Source organism: Streptomyces sp. NPDC002742, assembly GCF_042888885.1.
Taxonomy (GTDB): domain Bacteria; phylum Actinomycetota; class Actinomycetes; order Streptomycetales; family Streptomycetaceae; genus Streptomyces.
Genome location: NZ_JBIAQF010000003.1, coordinates 469,509 through 495,039, shown reverse-complemented (window position 1 = coordinate 495,039; position 25,531 = coordinate 469,509). Strand labels below are relative to the sequence as shown.

Below are 25,531 nucleotides of genomic sequence, written 5' to 3'. Positions count from 1 at the left end.
CGGAGGGACTCGCCGCACCGCTGGACGTGATCCGCCCCCGGACACCACCGGACGGACACCGCCCCGGCCGCCTCCCGGGCCCGGGAGGCACCACCGGAGGGACGGACGCTCCCCGGTTCCGCCGCCTCCCCCGTTTCCCCCGCTCACCCCATGCGCCTCCCGCCTCCGCCTTCCGGCCGTACGGTCAGACGGACATCTGCCCCTCGATCGCCTCCCAGGCCTCCGGCAGCGCCGCCTCTGCCGTCGCCGCGCGCTGTTCCTCACGGCCGTAGAGCACCCCGTAGGTGAACGAGCTCTCCCCCGCCGCGTGGGCCAGGGCCGACAGTTCCCGCAGGGCCCCGCGGGTCATCACGCTGTCCTGGTGGTCGCCGAGCAGGGTCTGCAGCGACTTCATCGACTTGACCAGACCTGCGGCCGGCCCGCCCAGGGCCGGGGCGGCGGCCTCGGCGGCGTAACGGGTGCGTTTGGCCTTCTTGCGGGCGTCGTGCATCGCCTGGTCGCGGCCGGCGCCCGGCGGCCGGTCGAGAGCCTGGACGACGAGGTCGGCGACCTTGCCGAAGTCCTTGCGGACGGCCTTCGCGATCACCTTCGCGGGGTCACCCGCGGCCGCTTTGAGCAGCGGCGGGTCGGCCACGAGCGCGTCGAGCGCGGTCAGCAGCGCCATGTAGCGCTTTCCGTCCAGCACGGCGATCAGGCGGCGCCGGGAGCCGCCGTGGCGGGCGTGCGCCCAGGTGCGCAGCCGGGTGCGGACAGGTCCGGAGAGCAGGGTGCGGGGCAGCCGGCCGAGGGCCTCGGTGAGCCGTTCGGTGAGGACTTCCTGGTCGCGGTCGACGCCGAGCTCACCGGCCAGCCATTTCAGTTCGTCGCCGATCGGGTCGGTGACGGCGCGGTCGAGGATCTTCCCGTACGAGCGGAAGGTGCTGCGCATCCGGCGGGTGGCGACGCGCATGCTGTGCACGGAGTCGTGGACGTCGCGGCGGACGGCCGGATCGAGCTCGACCATGGCGTCGTACTGGGCGCGGAGGTAGGCGAGGACGTGGTCGCCCGCGGTGACCGGCTCCTTCTCGGGGGCGGGCTTCTTGGCGCGCTTCCCGGTCTCGCCCAGCGCCTTCGCCAGTTTGGAGGAGGAGGCGGAGCGGCTCAGTCCGGCTTTGCGGAGCTTCTTCTCGACCTTGTCGAGGAAGGCGGGGTCGCCGTCGTCCGCGAGTTCCACCTCGATCTCGGTCCACGCGGCGGTGCCCTTGCCTCCGCCGAGCCGTTCCGCGCGGACCCGGTCGAGGCTGACCTCGGCGAGCAGGGCGCCGGAGCCGTCGACGAGGTGGCGGATGTCGCGGGCCGACCGCAGGCGTACGAGGGGGACGAGCTCGGCGTCGCGCACCCGGGAGCGGACGAGTCCGGACAGTGCGCGGGGCACGGTGTCGGAGAGGGGGGCCTGGATCTCGTCGCGTACGCCCTCGGAGACGGGGAGCTTGAGATGCCAGCCCGCGTCGGCGCCACCGGTGCGGCGGCGCAGGGTGAGGGAGGCGGCGGCGAGGCGCTGGTCGGGCGTGTCGTAGTAGGTCGCGTCGAGTTCGGCGACGCCCTTGTCGACTACGCCCGCGACTCCGGGGACGCCGCTCAGGTCCGGCAGTTCGGTGCCGCCCTCGGCCGCGGCACCTTCGTACTTACGCTCGATCTCGCGCTTCGTGTCCGCCATGAACTGAATCTAGACGCGTTTGCATGCCCTGGGCAGTACCCAATCGGCCCCGGCTCGGCCAGAGGATGTCTTTTGCCGTTGGGCCGGGTGTCACCTCATGTTCCGTGAGGCGGCACCCGGCCTTCGGTGTCTCGGGCAGGCTAGGCCGACATCGGGCGTTGCACTCTGATCGACTGCAAGAGACCGATCGCGACCCAGACCGCGAACATGGAGGATCCTCCATAGGACACGAACGGTAGGGGCAGACCGGCGACCGGCATGATCCCGAGGGTCATGCCGATGTTCTCGAAGGCCTGGAAGGCGAACCAGGCGATGATCCCGGCGGCGACGATCGTGCCGTAGAGCTCGGTCGTCTCGCGGGCGATGCGGCAGGCACGCCACAGGACCACGCCGAGGAGCAGCAGGATGAGGCCCGCGCCCACGAAGCCCAGTTCCTCGCCGGCGACGGTGAAGACGAAGTCCGTCTGCTGCTCGGGCACGAACTGGCCGGTCGTCTGCGAGCCGTGGCCGAGGCCGGTGCCGAAGAGGCCGCCGGAGCCGATGGCGATGCGGGCCTGGTTGGTGTTGTAACCGACGCCGGCCGGGTCGAGATCCGGGTTGGCGAAGGCCGCGAAGCGGTTGATCTGGTACTCGTCGAGGACGTGCAGCCGCCAGGCGGCGACCGCGCCGAGGGCGCCCGCGCCGATGAGGCCGAACACCCAGCGGTTGGAGGCGCCGGAGGAGAGCAGCACACCGAGCACGATGACGACCGCGACCATGATCGTGCCGAGGTCGGGCATGAGCAGCACGATCATCATCGGGACGGCGGCGAGGCCCAGCGCCTGTACCACCGTGCGGTGGTCGGGGTACGGCTTGTCGCCCGCGTCCACCCGCGTGGCCAGCAGCATCGCCATGCCCAGGATGATCGTGATCTTGATGAACTCGGCGGGCTGGAGCGACAGGCCGCCCGCGACGAGCCAGTTGCGCTGGCCGTTGATCGTCGCGCCGAGCGGGGTCAGCACGAGCAGGATCATGAAGACCGAGAACCCGTACAGGATCGGCACGGCCGTGCGCAGGGTGCGGTGGCCGAGCCAGATCGTGCCGATCATCAGGCCGATGCCGATGCCGGTGTTCATCAGATGGCGGATGAGGAAGTAGTACGGGTCGCCCTGGTTGATCTCGGTGCGGTTGCGGGTCGCCGAGTAGACGAGGGCCGAGCCGATCAGCGAGAGCGCGACGGCCGACAGCAGTATCGGCCAGTCGAGCCGGCGGGCGAGCGAGTCGCGGGCGAACAGACGTGTCCAGCCCGCGCGCTCGGGTCCGTACCCGGAGACGGAGAAGTTGTTGGCTCCGGTCATGTCAGGATCCTCAGCACCTTGGTCGCCGCCCTCGTCATGTCAGGATCCTCTTTCCCCGCCTCTTCGGCGGGTGGGCCCTACGCCTCCGGGTGACGCGGTTTCCGGCGCTGGGCGAGGCGGTGGTGCCGGCGGGCAGCTGCTGGCCGGTGGTGGCGTCCTTGGGGGCCTGGCTGGCCTGCTGGTCCTTGGCCGGGTCCTTGGAGATGGCCGGGGCGTCGATCGAGCCGTCGGTCTGGATCTTCGGCAGGCTCTTCTGCGGGGACGGCAGCAGGGCCTTCTTCTTGTCGATGGCGCCGTCGGCGGAGACTCCGTAGAGGGCGTTGTAGATCTTGCGCACGGCCTCACCGGACGCTCCCGAGCCCGTACCGGCCTGGGAGATCGTCATGATGATCGTGTAGTCCTTGGAGTACGTGGCGAGCCAGGACGTCGTCTGCTTGCCGTAGACCTCGGCGGTACCGGTCTTGGCGTGCAGCGGGATCTTGTCCTGCGGCCAGCCGCCGAACTTCCAGGCGGCGGTACCTCGGGTGACGACACCCGCGAAGGCCTCGTTCATGCCCTTGAGCGTCGCCTTGCTGACCGGCAGCTTGCCGTTCACCTTCGGCTTGATCTCCTGGACGCTCCTGCCGTCGGCGCTGACGATCGCCTTGCCGATGGTCGGGGCGTACAGGGTGCCTCCGTTGGAGACCGCCGAGTAGATGGCGGCTTCCTGGACCGGGGTGACGAGGGTGTCACCCTGGCCGATGGAGTAGTTGATCGAGTCGCCCTCGCGCATCTTGTTGCCTTCGAGGCAGTTCTCGTACTCGATCCGCTGGACGTAGGTGCCGCCCTTCTTGCCGGTCTTGCACCAGGCGTCCTTGTTGGCCTTCCAGTAGTTCAGCTTCCACTTGCGGTCCGGGACGCGGCCGGTGACCTCGTTGGGGAGGTCGATGCCGGTCTCCTGGCCGAGTCCGAACTGGTGCGCCGTCTTGTAGAAGTAGTCCTTGGGGGTCTTCTTCGGGTTGATGCCGCCGTCCTTCTTCCACTCGTTGTCGGCGAGTCCGTAGAAGACGGTGTCGCAGGAGACCTCCAGCGCCCGGCCGAGCGAGATCGGGCCGAAGCTCTCTCCCTCGAAGTTCTTGAAGACCTGGCTGCCGACGGAGTACGAGCTGGTGCACGGGTAGTGCCCGTCGAAGGAATATCCGGCCTGGACCGCGGCGGCGGTGGAGACCACCTTGAACGTCGAACCGGGGGCCGACTGGCCCTGGGTGGCCCGGTTCAGCAGCGGGTAGTTGGACTTCTTGCCGGTGAGCGCGGTGTAGTCCTTGCCGGAGATGCCGCCGACCCAGGCGTTCGGGTCGTACGTCGGCTGGGAGGCCATGGCGACGACACGGCCGGTCTTGGCCTCCATCACCACGACCGCGCCGGAGTCGGCCTTGTAGTTCTCGCCGGTGATCTTGTCGAACTGGGTCCGGGCGACCTTCATCGCGTAGTCCAGCTCGTACTCGGCGACGCGCTGGACGCGGGCGTCGATGCTGGTGACGAGGTTGGCGCCGGGCTCGGCCTTGTCGCTCTTGGCCTTGCCGATGACGCGGCCGAGGTTGTCGACCTCGTAGCGGGTGACGCCGGCCTTGCCGCGCAGGGCCTTGTCGTACTGGCGCTCCAGGCCGGAGCGGCCGACCTGGTCGGAGCGCAGGTAGGGCGAGTCGGTGTCCTTGGCCTTGGTGATCTCGTCGTCGGTGACGGGCGAGAGGTAGCCGAGCACCTGCGCGGCGTTGGACTTGCCGGGTGCCGCGTACCGGCGTACCGCCTCCGGCTCGGCGGTGATGCCGGGGAAGTCCTCGGAGCGTTCGCGGATCTGCAGGGCCTGGCGCGGGGTGGCCTTGTCGGTGATGGGGATCGGCTGGTAGGGCGAGCCGTTCCAGCACGGTTGCGGCGTCTTGGCGTCGCAGAGGCGGACCTTCTGGATGACGTCCTCGGGCTTGAGGCCCAGCACGCCGGCGAGCTTGGTGAGGACGGCTTTCCCGTCGTCCGCCATCTTCAGCAGGTCGGTGCGCGAGGCGGAGACCACGAGCCGGGTCTCGTTGTCCGCGATCGGAACGCCCCGGGCGTCCAGGATCGAGCCCCGTACGGCGGGCTGGACGACCTGCTGGACGTGGTTGCCGGAGGCTTCCTTGGCGTACTGGTCGCCGTTGCGGATCTGGAGGAACCAGAGGCGTCCGCCGAGGGTACCGAGGAGGGAGAGTACGAGAATCTGGATGACGACGAGCCGGATCTGGACCCGTGGGGTCCGACCGGTCTCGGGGATATTTGTCATTGGTGCTGCCTCCCCCTCTCAGTGTGTGTACGAGTCATACGAGTACACGGCGAACCTGTGCGTCCCGACACCGCGGTCGGTCAAGTCCCGCGACCCGCGCGGCGCTTGAGCTGTCGGCCGGACGGCGCTCGTCGCTGTCGTCACAGCCGCTTGACCCCCTTGATGCGTCCGGCGCGGGCGACCCGTGCCTTGGCGGCCTTCACGCGCAGTCCGCTGCGCTGGCTGCCGATGCGCAGGCCGGTGCCGCCGGAGGACAGCCAGCCCGACGCGACGTCGGCCGCCTTGGACGCCGAACCGCCCTCGGAGAGCGGATCGTTCTCGGCGCGCCTTGCGAGCGCCATCAGCACCGGGACGACGAAGGGCGCGAGCAGCAGGTCGTAGACGGCGGCGGTGAGCAGCAGGCTTCTGAGCCCCACATGGCGGGCGGCGGTGTCGCCGACGAGGGCGCCGACGCCCGCGTAGAGCACGGTGGAGCCGATCGCGGCGGCGACGACCACGACCATGGGTCCGGTGGCCGATTTGAGTCTGCCGTTCTCGGGCTTGGCGAGGCCGGCGAGATAGCCGACGACGCAGAGCACGAGGGCGTAGCGCCCGGCGGCGTGGTCGGCGGGTGGGGCGAGGTCGGAGAGGAGACCCGCGCCGAAGCCGATGAGCGCGCCGCCGACATGGCCGTAGACCATGGCGAGGGCGAGCACGGTCAGCAGCACCAGGTCCGGGACGGCGCCCGGGAGATGGAGTCGGGCAAGAACGCTCACCTGGATCACCAGGGCGACGACCACCAGGGTGACGGAGAGCAGCATCCGGTTGAAACGCATGGGATTCGGCTCCTCCTGCTACTGCTGCTGGCCGAGGACGGGGGCGCTCGCCGAGGGGGTGACCGTCACGGTCACGGTCGGCGTGGGCGTCGGTCTGGGTTTCGGCGGCAGCACGGTGTCGCGCGGGTCGCTCTTGGGTGCCGCCACGACGACGCCGACGATGTCGAGCTTGGTGAACGAGACGAACGGCGTCACGTAGATCGTGCGGGTCAGGTCGCCGCCGGAGGGGTCGACTCGGGAGACGACGCCGACGGGGACGCCGGGCACGAACGGCTTGTCGGACTGCGAGCCGAAGGTGACCAGCCGGTCGCCCTTCTTGATCTTCGCCTTGGCGTTGAGGAGTTCGACGCGCAGCGGGCGGTCGCCCTGCCCCGAGGCGAAGCCGAGTTCGTCGCTCGACTCCATGCGGGTGCCGACGGTGAAGTCGGGGTCGTTCGCGAGGAGCACGGTCGCGGTGTCGGGGCCGACGGTGGTGACCCGGCCGACCAGTCCGTCGCCGTTCAGGACGGTCATGTCGCGCTGGATGCCGTCGTTGGCGCCGACGTCGATGGTGACGGTCCAGGAGAAGCCCTGGGCCGCCCCTATGGCGATCACCTCGGCACCCTTGATGCCGTACTGGCCCTCGCCCGCCACCTTGATCATCTTGTCGAGCTGCTTGAGGCGGCTGCGGTTGCGGTCGTCGCTGCCGAGCCTCGCCTTCAACGCCGCGTTGTCGTGCTCCAGTTGGGCGAGACGGTCGTGCCGTCCGCCCGAGTCGCGGACCGCGGAGATCGCGTTGCCGACGGGGTCGACCGCGGACGACACCCCGTTCTCGATCGGGCCGAAGACCGTCGCGGCGGCCTGGCGGGCACCGTCGACCGGTGAGTCCTGCCCGCCGCGGATGTCCACCGTGATCAGTGCGAACGCGATGGCGATCAGCAGCACCAGGAGCAGCCGGCTCTCTCGTGTGTCCCTCACGTGCGGCGGCCGTGCCTTCCTCGTCGTAATGAGTCAACAGGGGCGCACCCTGGGCGAGAAGGACGCCCACGGTGCGATGAGGCTGGGTGGTGGGGGGTGTGACGGGGTGGCTGTTATGGGGGAGGTTATGACTCTATGTCGCAGGAGTTTATGCCTCCATACCAACGATCCGCCGCACGAGAAGGGGTGATCTCGTACGGCGGAATCGAAGTGTTACTTCATCTGCGCGGCTGGGCGTCCAGAACCTGCTGGAGCGCCTCGAACTCCTCGACACACTTGCCGGAGCCGAGCGCCACGCTGTCCAGCGGGTCCTCCGCGATGTGGATCGGCATGCCGGTCTCGCGGCGCAGTCGCTCGTCCAGACCGCGCAGCAGGGCCCCGCCGCCGGTCAGAACGATTCCGCGGTCCATCACGTCACCGGAGAGCTCGGGCGGACACTTGTCGAGCGTCGTCTTCACGGCGTCGATGATCGCGTTGACCGGCTCCTCGATCGCCTTGCGGACCTCCGCCGCGGAGATGACGACCGTCTTGGGCAGTCCGGACACCAGGTCCCGGCCGCGGATTTCGGTGTGCTCGTCGGTGTCGAGGTCGTACGCCGAACCGATCGTGATCTTGATCTGCTCGGCCGTCCGCTCACCGAGAAGGAGGCTGTACTCCTTCTTGATGTGCTGGATGATCGCGTTGTCCAGCTCGTCACCCGCGACGCGGATGGACTGGGCGGTGACGATGCCACCGAGCGAGATGACCGCGACCTCGGTGGTGCCGCCGCCGATGTCCACCACCATGTTGCCCGTGGCCTCGTGGACCGGCAGGCCGGCGCCGATGGCCGCGGCCATGGGCTCCTCGATGATGTGCACCTGGCGGGCGCCGGCCTGGGACGACGCCTCGATGACGGCACGGCGCTCGACTCCCGTGATGCCCGAGGGCACACAGACGACGACACGGGGGCGGGCGAGGTAGCGCCGCTTGTGGATCTTCAGGATGAAGTAGCGGAGCATGCGCTCGGTGATCTCGAAGTCGGCGATGACGCCGTCCCTCAGCGGGCGCACGGCAACGATGTTGCCCGGCGTCCGCCCGATCATCTTCTTCGCTTCCGCGCCGACCGCGAGGATCCCGCCGGTGTTGGTGTTGATCGCGACGACGGACGGCTCGTTGAGTACGATCCCGCGACCCCTGACGTACACCAGCGTGTTGGCGGTCCCGAGGTCGACAGCCATGTCACGGCCGATGAACGACATTGAGTTCCCCATCAGGATTCGTCTGGCCTTCCCAAGTGGAGCTTTGACGGCTTTTTAGGACGGCGAGGTTGGTGCAGCGACGTGAATGCTTCCATCGTAGACGCGCATACACGAACACGGCGCGAGGGTCTTCGCCATTGTCAGCAGATGGCGGGCCGACTTGCTTGTGGAGACGGGCCATCGGGGTCACGCGTTCCCTCGATCAGCACGCATATGCCACGGGACGGCCGGATTTTTCACGGCCGTCCCAGGTCAGACTGTCCGAGCGGCGCTGACGCCGTCTCAGAAAATATCTTTTGGATGTACTGCCCGACGCGGTCCGCGGATCGTCCGGGCGACCTCGCCGAGACCGCCCGCGACCTCGGACGCGACTGTCCGTGCGCATGACGGTGACCGTCCGTGCGCGCGGGCGCGCACGCGAGGTCGGCGTCCGTACGCTCAGGCGCGGCCGGGGAAGAAGATCTTCACCTCGCGCTCGGCGGACTCCTCGGAGTCGGAGGCGTGGATCAGGTTCTCGCGGACGATGACGCCGTAGTCACCGCGGATGGAACCGGGGGCGGCGGCGATCGGGTCGGTCGGTCCGGCCAGGGCGCGCACGCCCTCGATGACCCGCTCGCCCTCGACGATCAGCGCCACGACCGGGCCGGAGGCCATGAACTCGACCAGCGGCTCGTAGAAGGGCTTGCCCTTGTGCTCGCCGTAGTGCTGCTCCAGCGTGTCCTGGTCCAGGGTCCGCAGCTCCAGCGCGGTGATCTGCCAGCCGGCCTTGCGCTCGATGCGGCTGATGATCTCGCCGGTCAGGCCGCGACGGACGGCGTCGGGCTTGAGAAGGACGAGGGTGCGCTGGCTCACGGGATGGCTCCTTCGGGTCACACTTGTGCGGATGACCGAGGCTACAGGGCGTGTCAGGGTGGCTGTCGCACAGTGTCGGGTGATACCGGCACACGCGCCTGTCCGCCGGTGCCGCGCGCCGGGGCGCGGGTGCCGCGCCCCGGAGTGCGGGTGCCGCGCGTAGGAGTGCGGGTGCCGCGCGCAGGAGTGCGGGTGCCACGCGCAGGAGTGCGGGTGCCACATCACACGCGGGAGTGCGGGTGCCGCGCGCCGGGGCGCCTCGGAGGGCTGGGGCAAGCCCCCGACACCAGCGCCGGCGGCGACAGCGGCGTCAGGCCGGCACACGTGCTCGCCCGCCCGCGCCCGACCGTCACACGCTTGCGCCCGACCGTCGCACGGCCCGCGCCCGTCCGGGCCACGTCTAGGCCGGGTTGCCGCCAGGCTCGGCCTTGGCCGGGGCCTGCGGCTGCGGCTGCGGCTGCGCCTGCGCGGCGAACCTGGCCTTGGCCTCGTCGATCTTCCGGCCGTAGTGGACCGAGGCCCACCACAGGGCGGCGAAGGCCGCGCCCAGGACGAACATCGACGGGACGACGAAGCCGCCGGCGATCAGCAGGATCTGCAGGGCCCAGCCGAGCTGGACCCCGCCGGGCCGCGTGATCATGCCGCACAGCAGCACGCTCAGCGCCATCAGGACCCCGCAGACCGTCCAGACCGTGGCCGTGGACAGATCGGGTTCCTTCATGGCGACGAGCCCGGCGAAGCCGATGACGAAGAACTCGCCGATCAGCGTGGAAGCACAGAGCGTACGCACGGGAGTCAGCCCTTCCCCAGGAGCAGTCGGACCTCGCCGACCGTGATGACGGATCCGGTGACCAGTACGCCCCCGCCCGCGAACTCGCCCTCTTCCTCGGCGAGCGTGATCGCGGCCTCCAGGGCGTCGTCCAGCCGCGGTTCGACCTGTACCCGGTCCTCACCGAAGATCTCGACGGCGATCCCGGCCAGTTCGTCCGTGTCCATCGCACGGTGGCTGGAGTTCTGGGTGACGACCACCTCGGCGAAGATCGGCTCGAAGGCTTCGAGCAGCCCCCGGACGTTCTTGTCGCCGCTCGCGCCGACGACGCCGATCAGCCGGCTGAAGTCGAACACCTCGCTCACCGCCTCGGCGGTGGCGCGGGCACCCGCGGGGTTGTGCGCGGCGTCGAGCACCACGGTGGGCGAGCGCCGCACGATCTCCAGGCGGCCCGGCGAGGTGACCGCCGCGAACGCCTTGCGCACGGTGTCGATGTCGAGCCGCTGCGCGTGTGCCGAGCCGACGCCGAAGAACGCCTCGACCGCGGCGAGCGCCACGGCGGCGTTGTGCGCCTGGTAGGCGCCGTGCAGCGGCAGGAAGACCTCTTCGTACTCCCCGCCGAGGCCGCGCAGGGTGAGCAGCTGCCCGCCGACGGCGATCTGGCGCCCCACGACACCGAATTCGAGCCCCTCGCGGGCCACCGTCGCGTCGACCTCGACGGCCTTCTTCAGCAGCACCTGGGCCGCGTCGACCGGCTGCTGGGCCAGGATGACGGTGGCGTCCTGCTTGACGATGCCCGCCTTCTCGGTGGCGATCTCGCCGGGCGTCTCCCCGAGCCGGTCGGTGTGGTCGAGGTCGATGGGAGTCACGACGGCGACGGCCCCGTCGATCACGTTGGTGGCGTCCCAGCTGCCGCCCATGCCGACCTCGACGACGGCGACGTCCACGGGCGCGTCGGCGAAGGCGGCGTACGCCATGCCGGTGAGCACCTCGAAGAACGACAGCCGGTACTCCTGCTGCCCGTCGACCATCTCGATGTACGGCTTGATGTCGTTGTACGTCTCGACGAACCGCTCGGCGGGGATCGGCGCCCCGTCCAGGCTGATCCGCTCGGTGATCGACTGCACGTGGGGGCTGGTGTAGCGGCCGGTGCGCAGGGCGAAGGCGCTCAGCAGCGCCTCGATCATGCGGGCGGTGGAGGTCTTGCCGTTCGTGCCCGTGATGTGGATCGAGGGGTACGCGCGCTGCGGCTCACCCAGGACGTCCATCAGCGCCGCGATCCTGCTGACGGACGGCTCCAGCTTGGTCTCGCCCCAGCGGGTGGCGAGCTCGGCCTCCACCTCGCGCAGCGCCTTGTCCACCTCGGGGTCGGAGGGGCGCCCGGGTACGTCGGCCTGCGGGCCGCCACTGCCCTGCGTTCGCAGGGTGCGGCTGCCGGCCTCGATCACCGCGAGGTCGGGGTCTCGGTCGGTCTCGTTTGCCACGATCTCCTCGAAGAGGCCGTGCGGGTCACGAGGTTCCGGCTCGTCGGACGCGCTGCTGTCGTGCGGGGGGAGGTCGCTCACGGGGCCAGTCTACGGAGGCGGCGGGGTGTGGGGGCGTGTGGGGCCGCGTGGGGGTTTTCGCCCCCTCCGCCCCTACCCGTCCCGTAACGGGGGCGCTGCCCCCGGCCCCCCGCTCCTCAATCGCCGGAGGGGCTGATCCTCTCTCGTCCGGCGCTGGAAAGTCTTAGCCCGTCCGGCGATCGAGGACGAGGCCCTCGGGCCGAAGTGGGGGGCTGGGGCGCAGCCCCCGGGACGGGAGGGGCGGAGGGGGCGGAGGGGGTGGAGGGGGTGGAGGAAAGTCTGGCCGGGTACGGCGGAAGGCCCCGGGGCCGAACGGTCCGGGGCCTTCGTCACGCTCGTACGACGGGCGGTTACGCCTCGGGCAGCCGGTTCAGCTGCTCCTGGATGCGGGCGATGTCCTCGTCCGCCTTGGCGAGCCGGCCGCGGATCTTCTCCACGACGTTGTCCGGGGCCTTGGCCAGGAACGCCTCGTTGCCGAGCTTGCCGTTCGCCTGGGCCTTCTCCTTCTCGGCGGCGGCGAGGTCCTTGGCCAGCCGCTTGCGCTCGGCGGCGATGTCGATCGTGCCCGACAGGTCGAGCGCGACCGTGGCGCCCGCCACCGGCAGCGTCGCCGTGGCCGAGAAGCTGTCGCCCTCCGGCTGGAGGCGCAGGAGCTGGCGGATGGCCGCCTCGTGCGGGGCCAGCGCGGTCCCGTCGAGGGTCAGCCGGGCCGGAACCCGCTGGCCGGGCTGGAGGCCCTGGTCGGCACGGAAGCGGCGGACCTCCGTGATGACCTGCTGGAGCTTCTCGATCTCCTGCTCGGCGGCGGTGTCGCGGAAGCCGCCCGCCGCCTCGGCACCCGGAACGGACACGGCCTTCGGCCAGTCCGCGATGACGACCGACTCGCCGCCCGTGAGGGTGGTCCAGAGGGTCTCCGTGACGAACGGGACGATCGGGTGCAGCAGCCGCAGCGTCACGTCCAGGACCTCGCCGAGGACCCGGCCGGAGACCTTCGCGGGCTCGCCGCCGGCCATGAACGTCGTCTTGGACAGCTCGACGTACCAGTCGAAGACCTCGTCCCACGCGAAGTGGAACAGCGCGTCCGACAGCTTGGCGAACTGGAAGTCGTCGTACAGGGCGTCGACTTCGGCGACCGTGGCGTTCAGCCGCGACAGGATCCAGCGGTCGGTGGCCGACAGCTCCTCGGCGGGCGGGAGGTCGCCCTCGACCGTCGCGCCGTTCATCAGCGCGAAACGGGTGGCGTTCCAGATCTTGTTGGCGAAGTTGCGTGAGCCCTGGACCCAGTCCTCGCCGATCGGCACGTCGACACCGGGGTTGGCGCCGCGCGCGAGCGTGAACCGCAGTGCGTCACTGCCGTACTTGTCCATCCAGTCCAGCGGATTGACCGCGTTCCCGAAGGACTTGGACATCTTCTTGCCGAACTGGTCGCGGACCATGCCGTGCAGGGCGATGGTGTGGAACGGCGGGGTGCCGTCCATCGCGTACAGGCCGAACATCATCATCCGGGCGACCCAGAAGAAGAGGATGTCGTAGCCGGTGACCAGGACGGAGTTCGGGTAGAACTTCGCGAGGCTCTCGGTCTGTTCGGGCCAGCCGAGCGTGGAGAACGGCCACAGGCCGGAGGAGAACCAGGTGTCGAGGACGTCGGTGTCCTGGTGCCAGCCCTCGCCCGTCGGTGCCTCGTCGTCGGGACCGACGCAGACGATCTCGCCGTTCGGCCCGTACCAGACCGGAATCCGGTGGCCCCACCACAACTGCCGTGAGATGCACCAGTCGTGGAGGTTGTCGACCCAGTCGAAGTACCGCTTCTCCATCTCCTGCGGGTGGATCTTGACGCGGCCGTCGCGGACGGCGTCGCCCGCGGCCTTCGCCAGCGGACCGACCTTGACCCACCACTGCATGGACAGCCGCGGCTCGATGGTGGTCTTGCAGCGCGAACAGTGGCCCACGGAGTGGCTGTACGGCCTCTTCTCGGCGACGATCCGGCCCTCGGCGCGCAGGGCGGCGACGATGGCGGAACGGGCCTCGAGACGGTCCAGTCCCTGGAAGGGGCCGGAGACCGTGATGACCGCGTGCTCGTCCATGACGGCGATGTTGGGCAGGTTGTGGCGCTGCCCGATCTCGAAGTCGTTCGGGTCATGGGCGGGCGTCACCTTGACGGCGCCGGTGCCGAACTCGGGGTCGACGTGCTCGTCCGCGACGACCGGGATCGAACGCTCGGTCAGCGGAAGCCGGATGAGCTTGCCGATGAGGTGCTTGTACCGCTCGTCGCCGGGGTGAACGGCGACGGCGGTGTCACCGAGCATGGTCTCGGCGCGGGTGGTGGCGACGACGATGGAGTCGTCCCCCTCCCCGTACTTCATGGAGACCAGCTCGCCGTCGTCGTCCTGGTACTCGACCTCGATGTCCGAGATGGCGGTGAGGCAGCGCGGGCACCAGTTGATGATGCGCTCGGCGCGGTAGATCAGCTCGTCGTCGTAGAGCTTCTTGAAGATGGTCTGGACCGACTGGGAGAGACCCTCGTCCATGGTGAAGCGCTCGCGCGACCACGCGACGCCGTCACCGAGGCGGCGCATCTGCCCGGAGATCTGCCCGCCGGACTCGGCCTTCCACTGCCAGACGCGCTCGACGAACGCCTCCCGGCCGAGGTCGTGCCGCGACTTGCCCTCCTTGCCCAGCTCCCGCTCGACGACGTTCTGGGTGGCGATGCCGGCGTGGTCCATACCCGGCTGCCACAGCGTCTCGAAACCCTGCATGCGCTTGCGGCGCGTGAGGGCGTCGATGAGCGTGTGCTCGAAGGCGTGCCCGAGGTGCAGGCTGCCCGTGACGTTCGGCGGCGGGATGACGACCGTGAACGGAGGCTTGTCGCTCTTCGCGTCCGCCTCGAAGTAGCCGCGCTCCACCCAGCGCTCGTACAGCGGCCCCTCTACATCGGCCGGCGCGTACTGGGTCGGCAGTTCGGCGTTGGGCTCTGGTGGCTGCTGCTGAGCGTTTTCGGTCACGGGATCAGTTTAGAGGCGTCATGCCCCTGTCCCGAAACGCGATTACTTCGTAACGGTGCGGCCCCCGGGGGCTTGGGGGCGTGACCTGTACGCCAGGATGTTGGGAACGCATAAGTATCTGGAGGGGAACCCAGGAATGAGCTACAACCAGCCGGGCCCGTACGGCGGGCAGCCCGAGCAGCCCGGACCGTACGGTCAGCCGGGCCAGCCTGGCCCTTACGGCCAGCCGCCGCAGGCCCCGCAGCCCGGCTACGGCTACCCGCCCCAGGCTCCCCCCGCGCAGCCCGGCTACGGCTACCCCCAGCAGGCTCCCCAGGGCGTCCCGCCGCAGACCCCTCCGTACGGCCAGCCGCCCGCCTACGGACAGCAGCCTCCCTACGGCACGGTCCCGATGCCGCCCGAGCCGTCCGGCGGCAAGAAGCGGACGGGCCTGGTCATCGGCGGCGTCGCCGTGGTGGCGGTCGTCGCGGTGGCGTCGTACCTCCTGTTCGCCGGAAGCGCCAGCGGCAGCTCCGTGGCCGACGACGGCCCGCACAAGCTGACGACGCCGGCCTCGGTCCTCGGCGGCGAGTACAAGAAGTCCACCGCCGCCGCCGACGCCGGTGGCGGCATGACCAAGAACGATCTGAAGGACGCCCAGGGGTGGGGTGTGAAGAACCCCAAGGACGCCAACGCGACGTACCAGTCGGGCGACAAGAGCAACCCGCTCTCGATGAAGCAGCTCACGTTCGGCGGTGTCTGGGGAACCATCGACGACCCGGAGGCGACCGTCGACAACATGTTCGCCGGCATGAAGAAGGAGCAGCAGAAGCAGGGCTCCAAGGACGGCGAGTTCGTCGGGAGCCCGAAGGCGTACACGCCGAGCGCGCTCGACGGTGCCGTCCTCAAGTGCCAGGAGATCAAGGTCAAGAACGACTCGGCGAGTTCGGGCGCCGGCCCCAGCTCGTTCACCCTGCCGATCTGCATCTGGGGCGACCACAGCACGATCGGTCTTGTGATGCCGTTCGACTACGCGAGCATCTTGTCCGGCAAGAGCAGCACCCCGGAGAGCGCGGCCGACATCGCCGCGAAGCTGCGCAAGGACGTCAGGGTCAAGATCTCCTGACGTCGGCCTCCCGCTGAAGGGCCCGGCGCCTTCACAGCGGTAGGCGGTGAGGGCAACAGACAAGGGGCGCCCGGCGATTGCTCGCCGGGCGCCCCTTCGTCGTAGAGGTGTCGCTACGCCGTCTTCTGCTCCCCCGGCCCCCGGCCCCGCGCGTCACGCGGGATAAGGGTCGGGTTGACGTTGCGCAGGACCACGTCCGCGGTGATGACCACGCGGGCCACGTCCTTGCGGGACGGGACCTCGTACATCACGGCCTGGAGGACTTCCTCCATGATCGCGCGCAGGCCTCGGGCGCCGGTCTGGCGGAGGATGGCCTGGTCGGCGATGGCCTCCAGGGCCTCACGCTCGAAGTCCAGCTCCACACCGTCGAGTTCGAAGAGGCGCTGGTACTGCTTCACCAGGGCGTTGCGCGGCTCGACCAGGATCTGGAGGAGTGCCTCGCGGTCCAGGTTGTGGACCGAGGTGATGACCGGGAGACGGCCGATGAACTCGGGGATCATGCCGAACTTGACCAGGTCCTCCGGCATGACGGCCTCGAACTGGTCCTTGGACTCCAGCTCGCGCTTCGAGCGGATCGTCGCGCCGAAGCCGATGCCCTTCGCGCCCGCCCTGGACTCGATGAGCTTCTCCAGGCCCGCGAAGGCACCGCCCACGATGAACAGGACGTTCGTCGTGTCGATCTGGATGAACTCCTGGTGCGGGTGCTTGCGTCCGCCCTGCGGCGGCACCGAGGCCGTCGTGCCCTCGAGGATCTTGAGCAGGGCCTGCTGGACGCCCTCGCCGGACACATCGCGGGTGATCGACGGGTTTTCGCTCTTACGGGCCACCTTGTCGATCTCGTCGATGTAGATGATCCCTGTCTCGGCCTTCTTGACGTCGTAGTCGGCGGCCTGGATCAGCTTCAGCAGGATGTTCTCGACGTCCTCGCCGACGTATCCCGCCTCCGTCAGCGCCGTCGCGTCGGCGATGGCGAACGGAACGTTCAGCATGCGCGCGAGGGTCTGGGCGAGGAGCGTCTTGCCCGAGCCCGTGGGGCCCAGCAGCAGGATGTTGGACTTCGCCAACTCGATTGCGTCCTCGCGGTTCTGGCCCGCGCTGTTCTCACCGGCCTGGACGCGCTTGTAGTGGTTGTACACCGCGACGGAGAGGGCCTTCTTGGCCGACTCCTGCCCGACCACATAGCCCTCGAGGAACTCGTAGATCTCGCGGGGCTTGGGGAGTTCCTCCCAGCGCACCTCGCTCGTCTCCGCGAGTTCTTCCTCGATGATCTCGTTGCAGAGATCGATGCACTCGTCGCAGATGTACACACCGGGGCCTGCGATGAGCTTCTTGACCTGCTTCTGGCTCTTGCCGCAGAACGAGCACTTGAGCAGATCGCCGCCGTCACCGATGCGTGCCACGGTGTGCTTCCCCTTCGCCTGGGAGACGCCTAGGTCCAGCGGCTCCTGGTGCTGCCTTATGTCCGACGGTACCTTGCCGAGCCCCTCGTCCGGGCCCCCCTTGGCACGGTTCACTTTGTCGTGGACCGTGCCAAGGAGCGGCAGACGATACAGCGATTCGTCACACGACCGCGGAGTTGTTCATTTTCCGGGTGGAAATGATCTGGTCGATCAGGCCGTACGCCAGGGCGTCCTCGGCCGTGAGGATCTTGTCGCGCTCGATGTCCTCGCGGATCTTCTCGATCGGCGTGGTCGAGTGCTTGGCCAGCATGTCTTCCAGCTGCGCGCGCATCCGGAGGATTTCGTTCGCCGCGATTTCGAGGTCCGAGACCTGCCCGCGGCCGGTCTCGCTGTACGGCTGGTGGATCAGCACACGGGCGTTCGGAAGTGCCATGCGCTTGCCCGGGGTTCCGGCGGCCAGCAGGATCGCGGCGGCCGAGGCGGCCTGTCCCATGCAGACCGTCTGAACGTCCGGCTTCACGAACTGCATCGTGTCGTAAATGGCCGTGAGGGCCGTGAACGACCCACCGGGGCTGTTGATGTAGACCGAGATGTCACGGTCGGGGTCCATCGACTCCAGGCACAGCAGCTGCGCCATGACGTCGTTGGCGGAGGCGTCGTCGATCTGCACGCCGAGGAAGATCACGCGCTCCTCGAACAGCTTCGCGTACGGGTCGTACTCACGCACGCCCTGCGAGGTGCGCTCGACGAAGCGCGGGATGACGTAGCGGGACTCCGCGCGAGGACCGGTGTACTCGGCCTGCGTGCGGGCGAAGAGGCCGCTGCCGGGGAAGTCGTTCACTGTGTCTCCTGAAAAACCTGAAAGGGCTGAGCGGTCGGCTGAGAGCACGCTGGGGGCCCGGCGCCACCCGGGGGCGGGAAGGGGGCCCCGCGCCGCTCTCGGGGGCGCTGGAGGGGCTTAGGACGCCCCGGTGCCGCCACCGCCCGGCATACCTGCAGCGGTGGGCACGATGTCGTCGATGAGGCCGTACTCCTTGGCCTCGATCGGGTCGAACCAACGGTCGCGGTCCGAGTCACGAGTGATCTGCTCGACCGTCTGACCGGTGTGGAAGGAGGTCAGCTCCGCCATCCGCTTCTTGGTGTGCAGCAGCCGCTCGGCGTGGATCTTGATGTCCGACGCGGAGCCCGCGAGACCCGCGGAGGGCTGGTGGATCAGGATCTCGGCGTTCGGCAGGGCGAAGCGCTTGCCGGGGGTGCCCGCGCTGAGGAGGAACTGCCCCATCGAGGCCGCCATGCCCATGGCGATCGTCACCACGTCGTTCTTGATGAACTGCATGGTGTCGTAGATCGCCATGCCGGCGGTGATCGATCCGCCGGGGCTGTTGATGTAGAGGTAGATGTCCTTGTCCGGGTCGGCGGCAAGGAGCAGCAGCTGCGCCGTGATCTTGTTGGCGATGTCATCGTCGACCGCCTGGCCGAGGAAGATGATCCGCTCGCCGAGCAGTCGGTTGTAGACCTGGTCGCCGAGGCCACCACCGAAGGGTTCGCCGGCAGCTGTGGGCATCAGATTCGTCACGTATCCACCTGCTCGTCTTACGACGGCGCCGGGCCGTCTCACGTCTTCTGCAGGGACCTGGGACCCCGGGTTCCGCGCCGCCTCCCGGCGGCGTCCAGGGACTCCCCTGCCCTCGTATTCATGGACCCTAACGCGCGGGTCCCTCCGGGGAATCCCGCAGAGGGAACTGTTCGCTGTGAGCGCATGCGCTGCGCCGGCCCGACCGGGCCCTCGGGGCCGCCCCTCAAGGGGCTGGGCACCTCTGTGCCCGGCCCGCTGGAGCCGGCCCGCGTCACCGGCGCGGGCCGGTGACGCGCACCCCCGAAACGCCGCACCCGTGGGGGTGCCAGGGGCCCAGGAACGCGACCGCGGCCGGGTGGGGGTTGCTCGCGCAGTTCCTCGCGCCCCCAAAGGGGACGGGCCCCCGGGGACATGAAGTCCCCGGGGGCCCGTCAGGCGTACAGGTGAGGCGATCAGGCCTCGGGGGTCTCCTCGGCCTCGGCCTCGGCGGCGTCGGTGGCCTCGGAGTCGTCGGCGGCCGCGGCCGTCTCGTCCTCCTCGTCCTCGAGGTCGACGACCTCGCCGTTGGTGTCCTTGACCGTGGCGGCCTCGACGACGACCGCGAGGGCCTTGCCGCGGGCGACCTCGCCGACGAGCATCGGGACCTGGCCGCCCTCGACGACGGCCTGGGCGAACTGGTCGGGGGACATGCCGGAGGAGGCCGCGCGCCGCATGAGGTGCTCGGTGAGCTCCTCCTGGTTGACGTTCAGCTTCTCCTTGTTGACGAGCTCGTCAAGGACGAACTGCGTCTTGATGCCCTTGACCGCGGCTTCCTTGGTCTCGGCGTCGAACTCTTCCTCGGTCTTGCCCTGGATCTCCAGGTACTTCGCGAGGTCGAGGCCCATCTGGCCGAGCTGGTGGTGCTCGAGGTTGTGCTTGCGGGTGTTGATCTCGTCCTCGAGCAGCTTCTCGGGGACGGGCACCTCGACGAGCTCCAGCAGCTTCTCCAGGACGCGCTCCTGGGCCTGCGTGGCCTGGTCGTACTGCTTCATGTTCTCGAGGCGCTTGCGGCTGTCGGCCTTCAGCTCGTCGAGGGTGTCGAACTCGGAGGCGAGCTGCGCGAACTCGTCGTCCAGCTCGGGAAGTTCACGCGCGGCGACCTGGGTGACCTTGACGGTGACCTCGGCCTCCTTGCCGGCGGCGGAGCCGCCCTTGAGCTCGGAGGCGAAGGTGGTCTCGCCACCGGCCTCCAGGCCCTTCACCGCTTCGTCGATGCCGTCGAGGAGCTCGCCGGAGCCGATGGTGTACGAGACACCGCTCGCGACGCCGTCCTCGAGGACCTCTCCGTCGACCTTGGCCTCGAGGTCGAGGGTGACGACGTCGTCGTCCTGGGCGGCGCGCTCGACCGGGGAGGTCGAGGCGAAGCGCTCGCGCAGCTCGGCGACGGCCTTCTCGACGTCCTCGTCGCTGACCTCGACGGCGTCGACCTCGACCTCGATGCCGGAGTAGTCCGGGATCTCGATGGTCGGGCGGACGTCGACCTCGGCGGTGAAGTTCAGCGTCTCGCCGTCCTTCAGCTCGGTGATGTCGACCTCAGGCTGTCCGAGGACATTCAGCTCAGCCTCGTTGACCGCTTCGGTGTAGAACTTCGGGAGCGCGTCGTTGACGGCCTCTTCGAGCACGGCGCCGCGACCGAACCGCTGGTCGATGATGCGCGCCGGGATCTTGCCCTTCCGGAACCCCTTCACCGTGACCTGCTGGTTGATCTTCTTGTAGGCCGCGTCGAGGCTGTCCTTGAGCTCCTCGAAGGGCACCTCGACAGTGAGCCGAACCCGAGTCGGGTTCAGGGTCTCCACGGCGCTCTTCACGGTTCGGTCTCCTTGTGGCTGACTTCTTGGGGGGTTCTGCTGCGTGCCGCTGCCGGTCGGGCAGAGCCTGTGGGCGGATTCGCGGCCCTTGAGAGACGTAACACTGCAGACATACGGGCACGCAGCTTGCATAGTAACCGCAGGCGGTACACGCCCCAAAAGGTGATCTTGTCCGGGCGGATCCCTGGCGGGTCTTGCCGGTGGTCGGGGTGGCGGGATTTGAACCCACGGCCTTCCGCTCCCAAAGCGGACGCGCTACCAAGCTGCGCCACACCCCGTCGGTGCGACACGTAGGGTACATGCCCGCAGGCAGCGCGGCTGCCGCATTTCGCGAGCGCCGACGCGGACGGGAAACGGGGTGTGCGATGTGGGCGGTCGACCCGCTACGATGCATTCTGTGCCGCGGTCGCTGACCTGCGGCGCACTCTGTGCGGGCGTAGCTCAATGGTAGAGCACTAGTCTTCCAAACTAGCTACGCGGGTTCGATTCCCGTCGCCCGCTCCAGATGACGTAGGGCCAGGCCGGAGGTTCATTCCTCCGCCTGGCCCTTGTCGTTTCCGGGGCTGCGGTCAGCCCTCCGTGCCCGCGGCGCGCCCAGGGGCGCACCCGCGCCGGGGGAATGCGCCGCGGTGACGCGATTCCTTCGGGCGGCGCAACCAGTGAGCCCCCTGCGGAGTCCTACCCGCATGATCGATTCACGCGCACGGCACACTCTCGGCCGGTAGGGCCGCCGGGGCCGAGCCCGACCTCACGCTCGTTCGGCACCCGGAACGGGCCTCGTCCGGGGCCGGGCGGTCAGGGGTGCCGCCGGGTCCCTCGCGACGCGGGAACCATCAGCTGCCCGTCGGCCTCGCGCTCGCGCAGGACAGGGCGGACGTCGCGACGGACGTCGCGGCGGAGCTTCGTCATGACGGCCGCCCCTTCGGGCGCTGGGTTTCGGGCGCAGTGGGGTCCGTGACCGGCGCGCGGAGTCGGTGACGCGCGCCCGGCGCAGGCCGCGCCGCGTTACCCACACGCGTCCGCGGTCCGGTGACGGGCGCCTTCCGCCGTGTTCCGTTCAGAAGCTGATCGAGTTGATGGTCTGCGCTATCGAATCGAGGAACCGGGTGATGGACGGAGCCATACCGGTCGACGCGAGAAAGAAGCCGAAGAGCACCGCGACGATGGCAGGTCCCGCCTTGATAGATCCTCCTCGGATCAGCACCACGAGGATGATCGCCAACAGCAGCACCACTGACAGCGAAATGGCCACAACTGATCACACCCTACGGTCGGTCCGCTCTCCCGGCCCGGAGGTGCAGCCCCGCACACCCCCGCCAGAACCATCGTGCCACCAACCGGCCGCTCGTATGCGGCAGGTGACGCATCGTTGGCCAGGGGTGGACCCGGGTGCAGGTCGGCGCCCCACCGGAAGAGGGGGCACCACCCTCCCCCGCCGCCACGGAATCGCGTCAACCGCACTGCCCCGCACCGAAATTCGGAAGGATGCCCGGACAGCGAATTCACGGTGACCGTTGCCATGTCCACACATCTCGCTCGCGGACAATTCGAATTGCCGCCACAGGCACAGCGCGAGCACGGAGCAGGGGCGACCGAAGCTCACCGAAGGCTATCGAACCAGACATATCATCAGAGTCGCCTTCGGGTGCTATGCACCACTTAGTCATCACGAAGCGGGACAGAACACCCCTCGCCAGTAAGCGAATCGATTACGGAACACCTGTGGATCGGCAGGCACACATCCGCGAATCCGGGGTAAGCGCAGGCGATAAGCAGGAATGAGATCGAGCGTTTTACGAGAACGTGCTGACAACGCTAAGGTGCCTCAGATGTTCCACGCCGCCACGCCCCCCATACGCGCAGCGAGGTCCAGAATCGTCTCCCGGAGTTCTTGGCGGGAGGGCCTGTGACCAACTCGCCCCGACCCCACGGTCACCACCGCTCGCCGCTCACGTCGGTCGAGCGGCAGACGGACGGATCGCCCGGTCCTCGCCCGCCCCGGACGCCTGCGGCGGCCGTCGCCACCGCACCGGGCGGCAAGCCCGCCGGACAGCGCGACCCCTTCTTCGACAACGCCAAGTACCTGGCGATCGTGCTCGTGGCCATGGGTCACGTGTGGGATCCGCTGAAGGGCCAGAGCCGCGTCCTGGAAGCCCTGTACATGGTCGTGTACGCCTTCCACATGCCGGCCTTCATCATCATCTCCGGCTACTTCTCGCGCAGCTTCGACATGCGCCCCGACCGCCTGAAGCGGCTGGTCACGGGCGTCGTCGTACCGTATGTCCTGTTCGAGACGGCGTACTCCCTCTTCAGCCGCTGGGTCGGCGGCTCGGACCTGTCGATCAGCCTGCTCGACCCCTGGTACCTCACCTGGTTCCTGGCCGCGCTCTTCGTCTGGCGGCTGACGACCCCCCTGTGGAAGCTGATCCGCCGGCCGCTCCCGCTGACCCTGTGTCTCGGCCTGATCGCGTCCGTCTCACCGGAGATCGGTGACGATCTGGACCTCCAACGGGTGCTGCAGTACCTGCCGTTCTTCGTCCTCGGCCTGTCCATGAAGCCCGAGCACTTCCAGCTGGTGCGCCGCCGCGAGGTGCGCGTCCTGGCGGCGCCGGTCCTGGCCGCGGCACTGGTCGTGGGCTACTGGGCGGCGCCCCGGATGAACATCGCCTGGTTCTATCACCGCGACAGCGCACAGGAGATGGGCGCCCCCTGGTGGGCCGGCGTCATCATGACGCTCGCGCTCTACGGCTGCTCGCTGGTGCTCACCGCCTGCTTCTTCGCCTGGGTGCCTCGGCGCACGTACTGGTTCACGGCGCTCGGCGCGGGCACGCTGTACGGCTATCTGCTGCACGGCCTGGTCCTCAAGGCGTTCGCGTACGGGGGCTTGTTCGACGAGGGGTGGGTGCGCGGTCCGCTCGGCGAGTTCGTCGTGACGGTCGCCGCGGCCGCGCTCATCACCGCCCTGTGCACACGGCCCGTCCGGCGGATGTTCCGCTTCGCGGTGGAGCCGAAGCTGGCGTGGGCGTTCAAGCAGGACGCGGCGGAAGCCGCCCGGGAGCGGGCGAAGGCCCCTGTGCGAGCGGCCGACGCGCAGCCGGCCAACGCGTAGCCGGCCGATCGGTGTCGAAGGGGGCGGGCCCGCAGTCTGCGGGCCCGCCCCCTTCGGCACGGGGGCGAACAGAGGACGGTGGACGGCGGCGCACAACAGCGGAAGACGGTGGAAGGCACCGCGTTCAGCTCGGCGGCAGCCCCAGCAGGGTCCGCATCGTCGCGTACTTCTTCGTCAGGCGGGCCCGGGTGTGCTCGTCGAGGACCGCGAGGCGGCCCGGGTCGGCGTTGTGCGCCAGGTCGGACGCCTTGACCAGCAGGGCGCCCCGCGTGGTGCGGATGCGTCGCGCGTACGACTCCGGGGACTCGCCGTCCTGTTTGGTGAGCGCCAGCACGATGTCCTTCGTACCGGGGGTCAGCGCGGCTTCCTTCAGCCAGTCCTCGGAGAGGGCGTCGTCCTCGACGGCGTCGTGCAGCCAGGCCGCCGCTATCTGGTCGTCGTCGCCGCCGCGCTCGCGGACGCCGTCCGCCACGGCTTGGAGGTGCTCGGCGTACGGCCGGCCGGCCTTGTCGGTCTGGGCGGCGTGCGCCGCGCGAGCGAGCGCTTCGACTTCGGCCAGGGTCAGGAGAGGTTGCGTCACGCGATCAGTGTCTCCTCGGTACGGGCCGCCGCCGCCGCGTTGCCGGAAACAATCGCGTTGCCGGAGGCGGCCGTGGGGCGCGGTCAGCGTACCGGGGTCAGGCCCTCGCGACAGATCAGGAGGAGGGCCCGGTCGTCGTTGACGTCCCTGGCCACCGCCTCGATGAGGTGCCAGGCGGCGCCGTGGAAACCGCCGGCGACAAAGCGGTCGGCCGCGCCGGTGAGCCGGTCGATGCCTTCGACGATGTCCCGGTCGGCGGTTTCGACCAGACCGTCGGTGAACAGCATCAGCACGTCCCCGGGCCGCAGTGAGCCCTTCACCGGGTCGAACTGGGCGCCGTCGTACACCCCCAGCAGGGGGCCTTCCGCCACCTTCTCCTCCCAGCGTCCGCTGCCCGCGCTGAGCTGAAGGCCCGGCGGGTGTCCGGCCGAGAAGAGTTCGTAGTCGCCCGAGTCGAGATCGAGCACCAGATGGATCGAGGTGGCGAAGCCCTCGTCCCAGTCCTGGCGCAGCAGATAGCCGTTCGCGGCGGGCAGGAAGGCGTGCGGCGGCAGGGAACCGAGGAGGCCGCCGAAGGCTCCGGACAGCAGAAGGGCGCGTGAACCCGCGTCCATGCCCTTGCCGGACACGTCCGTGAGGACGACTTCGAGGGTCCGGCCGCCGTTCGTCCGCGCGGCCACGACGAAGTCCCCGGAGAAGGACTGTCCGCCCGCCGGGCGCAGCGCCATCTCGCGGTGCCAGCCCAGCGGCAGCTTCGGCAGCTTGCTCTGCACCCGGATGCGTTCGCGCAGGTCGAAGAGCATGGTGCCGCCGCGCCGCCAGGGCACGCCCACCCGGCTGCGGAACTGTGCGATCAGCAGTCCGAAGAAGCCGCAGGCCGCGACCACCAGGACCACACCCGGGGTGACCCGGGACGGGCCCTCCGTGTACGGGCCGAGCTTCACGGACTCCACTATCAGCGCGGTGGCGGCGGCAGCGTACAGCCCGAGCAGGCTGGCGGGCCGGAGCAGCAGTCCGCCGGCCACGATCGGCAGGACCAGGGCGGAGGGCGAGCACCACACCGAGTTCACCAGCGTGGTGGAGGCGATCACCGGGATGGTGATCAGCAGGCCGGCCAGCGCGATCCAGTCCGAACCGTCCCCGCGGAAGTAGTCGACAGCGGATCTGCGCAGCCCTGTGCGGGCCCGGTGCCATTGCTTCCTCAACCGGGCCGTGAACGTATCGGCTGCCGCGCGCCGCTCTCGTCCTGCTGCCATTAGTTCGGGACCCTATCCATCGGACCAGGTGCTTGGCACGGGAGGTCCCACTTGTCCCCCCTCCGAGCGCTCAACTTCACAGAGAACCGCACAGGTACGTTCCGGTTGGAGGCCACGACGGTCGGGCGAAATTC

Annotated in this window: 19 protein-coding genes and 2 tRNA genes; 3 read left to right on the top strand and 18 right to left on the bottom strand. The window is 69.3% G+C overall.

Annotation, left to right across the window (positions count from 1 at the left end):
* Window positions 1-184 precede the first annotated feature (184 nt).
* The 10 genes from ACFYW8_RS07435 to ACFYW8_RS07390 form a co-directional block, all read right to left on the bottom strand.
* Window positions 185-1,696, bottom strand: coding sequence for a CHAD domain-containing protein (locus ACFYW8_RS07435; RefSeq protein WP_389068763.1), 1,512 nt, complete (start codon window positions 1,694-1,696; stop codon window positions 185-187).
* A 140-nt stretch (window positions 1,697-1,836) separates the two neighbouring features.
* A complete protein-coding gene (rodA, locus tag ACFYW8_RS07430; protein WP_389068760.1) occupies window positions 1,837-3,033 on the bottom strand; it encodes a rod shape-determining protein RodA in 1,197 nt (398 codons plus the stop codon).
* Between the two features lie 34 nt (window positions 3,034-3,067).
* A complete protein-coding gene (gene mrdA / locus ACFYW8_RS07425) occupies window positions 3,068-5,326 on the bottom strand; it encodes a penicillin-binding protein 2 (protein ID WP_389068757.1) in 2,259 nt (752 codons plus the stop codon).
* Between the two features lie 140 nt (window positions 5,327-5,466).
* A complete protein-coding gene (gene mreD / locus ACFYW8_RS07420) occupies window positions 5,467-6,141 on the bottom strand; it encodes a rod shape-determining protein MreD (RefSeq protein WP_365880371.1) in 675 nt (224 codons plus the stop codon).
* Window positions 6,142-6,159: 18 nt separating this feature from the next.
* Window positions 6,160-7,098, bottom strand: coding sequence for a rod shape-determining protein MreC (mreC, locus tag ACFYW8_RS07415; protein WP_365880369.1), 939 nt, complete (start codon window positions 7,096-7,098; stop codon window positions 6,160-6,162).
* A 218-nt stretch (window positions 7,099-7,316) separates the two neighbouring features.
* Window positions 7,317-8,336 (bottom strand): rod shape-determining protein, encoded by a 1,020-nt coding sequence (locus ACFYW8_RS07410; RefSeq protein ID WP_261708775.1) that lies wholly within the window; start codon window positions 8,334-8,336, stop codon window positions 7,317-7,319.
* Window positions 8,337-8,774: 438 nt separating this feature from the next.
* Window positions 8,775-9,188: a nucleoside-diphosphate kinase gene (ndk, locus tag ACFYW8_RS07405; protein ID WP_057615965.1), complete on the bottom strand. Its 414-nt coding sequence runs from the start codon at window positions 9,186-9,188 to the stop codon at window positions 8,775-8,777.
* Between the two features lie 400 nt (window positions 9,189-9,588).
* A complete protein-coding gene (locus ACFYW8_RS07400) occupies window positions 9,589-9,978 on the bottom strand; it encodes a DUF4233 domain-containing protein (RefSeq protein WP_389068751.1) in 390 nt (129 codons plus the stop codon).
* Between the two features lie 5 nt (window positions 9,979-9,983).
* Complete coding sequence (locus ACFYW8_RS07395) at window positions 9,984-11,522, bottom strand: bifunctional folylpolyglutamate synthase/dihydrofolate synthase (RefSeq protein ID WP_389068748.1); 1,539 nt, start codon at window positions 11,520-11,522, stop codon at window positions 9,984-9,986.
* 350 nt (window positions 11,523-11,872) lie between these two features.
* Window positions 11,873-14,524 carry a valine--tRNA ligase gene (locus tag ACFYW8_RS07390; RefSeq protein ID WP_389068746.1) on the bottom strand — a complete coding sequence of 884 codons (2,652 nt, stop codon included), beginning with the start codon at window positions 14,522-14,524 and terminating at the stop codon, window positions 11,873-11,875.
* 136 nt (window positions 14,525-14,660) lie between these two features.
* Between ACFYW8_RS07390 and ACFYW8_RS07385 the strand changes: the two genes are divergently transcribed.
* A complete protein-coding gene (locus tag ACFYW8_RS07385) occupies window positions 14,661-15,629 on the top strand; it encodes a hypothetical protein (protein ID WP_389068743.1) in 969 nt (322 codons plus the stop codon).
* Between the two features lie 113 nt (window positions 15,630-15,742).
* On the opposite strand, the gene clpX is transcribed toward ACFYW8_RS07385, so the two are convergent.
* From clpX to ACFYW8_RS07360, 5 genes are all read right to left on the bottom strand, one after another.
* Window positions 15,743-17,029, bottom strand: a complete 1,287-nt coding sequence (clpX, locus tag ACFYW8_RS07380; RefSeq protein WP_261708796.1) for an ATP-dependent Clp protease ATP-binding subunit ClpX — start codon at window positions 17,027-17,029, stop codon at window positions 15,743-15,745.
* 160 nt (window positions 17,030-17,189) lie between these two features.
* Complete coding sequence (locus ACFYW8_RS07375; RefSeq protein ID WP_261708770.1) at window positions 17,190-17,870, bottom strand: ATP-dependent Clp protease proteolytic subunit; 681 nt, start codon at window positions 17,868-17,870, stop codon at window positions 17,190-17,192.
* 117 nt (window positions 17,871-17,987) lie between these two features.
* Window positions 17,988-18,593 (bottom strand): ATP-dependent Clp protease proteolytic subunit, encoded by a 606-nt coding sequence (locus tag ACFYW8_RS07370; protein ID WP_054231895.1) that lies wholly within the window; start codon window positions 18,591-18,593, stop codon window positions 17,988-17,990.
* 464 nt (window positions 18,594-19,057) lie between these two features.
* Complete coding sequence (gene tig / locus ACFYW8_RS07365; protein ID WP_389068740.1) at window positions 19,058-20,452, bottom strand: trigger factor; 1,395 nt, start codon at window positions 20,450-20,452, stop codon at window positions 19,058-19,060.
* Between the two features lie 201 nt (window positions 20,453-20,653).
* Window positions 20,654-20,730: transfer RNA gene (locus ACFYW8_RS07360), tRNA-Pro, on the bottom strand.
* Window positions 20,731-20,882: 152 nt separating this feature from the next.
* On the opposite strand from ACFYW8_RS07360, the gene ACFYW8_RS07355 reads away from it, so the two are divergent.
* A tRNA-Gly gene (locus ACFYW8_RS07355) sits at window positions 20,883-20,956 on the top strand.
* Between the two features lie 553 nt (window positions 20,957-21,509).
* On the opposite strand, the gene ACFYW8_RS07350 is transcribed toward ACFYW8_RS07355, so the two are convergent.
* Complete coding sequence (locus ACFYW8_RS07350) at window positions 21,510-21,704, bottom strand: hypothetical protein (RefSeq protein ID WP_365880354.1); 195 nt, start codon at window positions 21,702-21,704, stop codon at window positions 21,510-21,512.
* Between the two features lie 654 nt (window positions 21,705-22,358).
* Here ACFYW8_RS07350 and ACFYW8_RS07345 point away from each other — a divergent pair.
* A complete protein-coding gene (locus ACFYW8_RS07345) occupies window positions 22,359-23,561 on the top strand; it encodes an acyltransferase family protein (RefSeq protein ID WP_389068736.1) in 1,203 nt (400 codons plus the stop codon).
* Between the two features lie 124 nt (window positions 23,562-23,685).
* Here ACFYW8_RS07345 and ACFYW8_RS07340 read toward each other — a convergent pair whose 3' ends face one another.
* Both ACFYW8_RS07340 and ACFYW8_RS07335 read right to left on the bottom strand, forming a co-directional pair.
* Window positions 23,686-24,141 (bottom strand): HD domain-containing protein, encoded by a 456-nt coding sequence (locus tag ACFYW8_RS07340; protein WP_365880350.1) that lies wholly within the window; start codon window positions 24,139-24,141, stop codon window positions 23,686-23,688.
* Window positions 24,142-24,224: 83 nt separating this feature from the next.
* On the bottom strand, window positions 24,225-25,397 hold the full coding sequence (locus ACFYW8_RS07335; RefSeq protein ID WP_365880348.1) for a PP2C family protein-serine/threonine phosphatase: 1,173 nt from the start codon (window positions 25,395-25,397) through the stop codon (window positions 24,225-24,227).
* Window positions 25,398-25,531 lie beyond the last annotated feature (134 nt).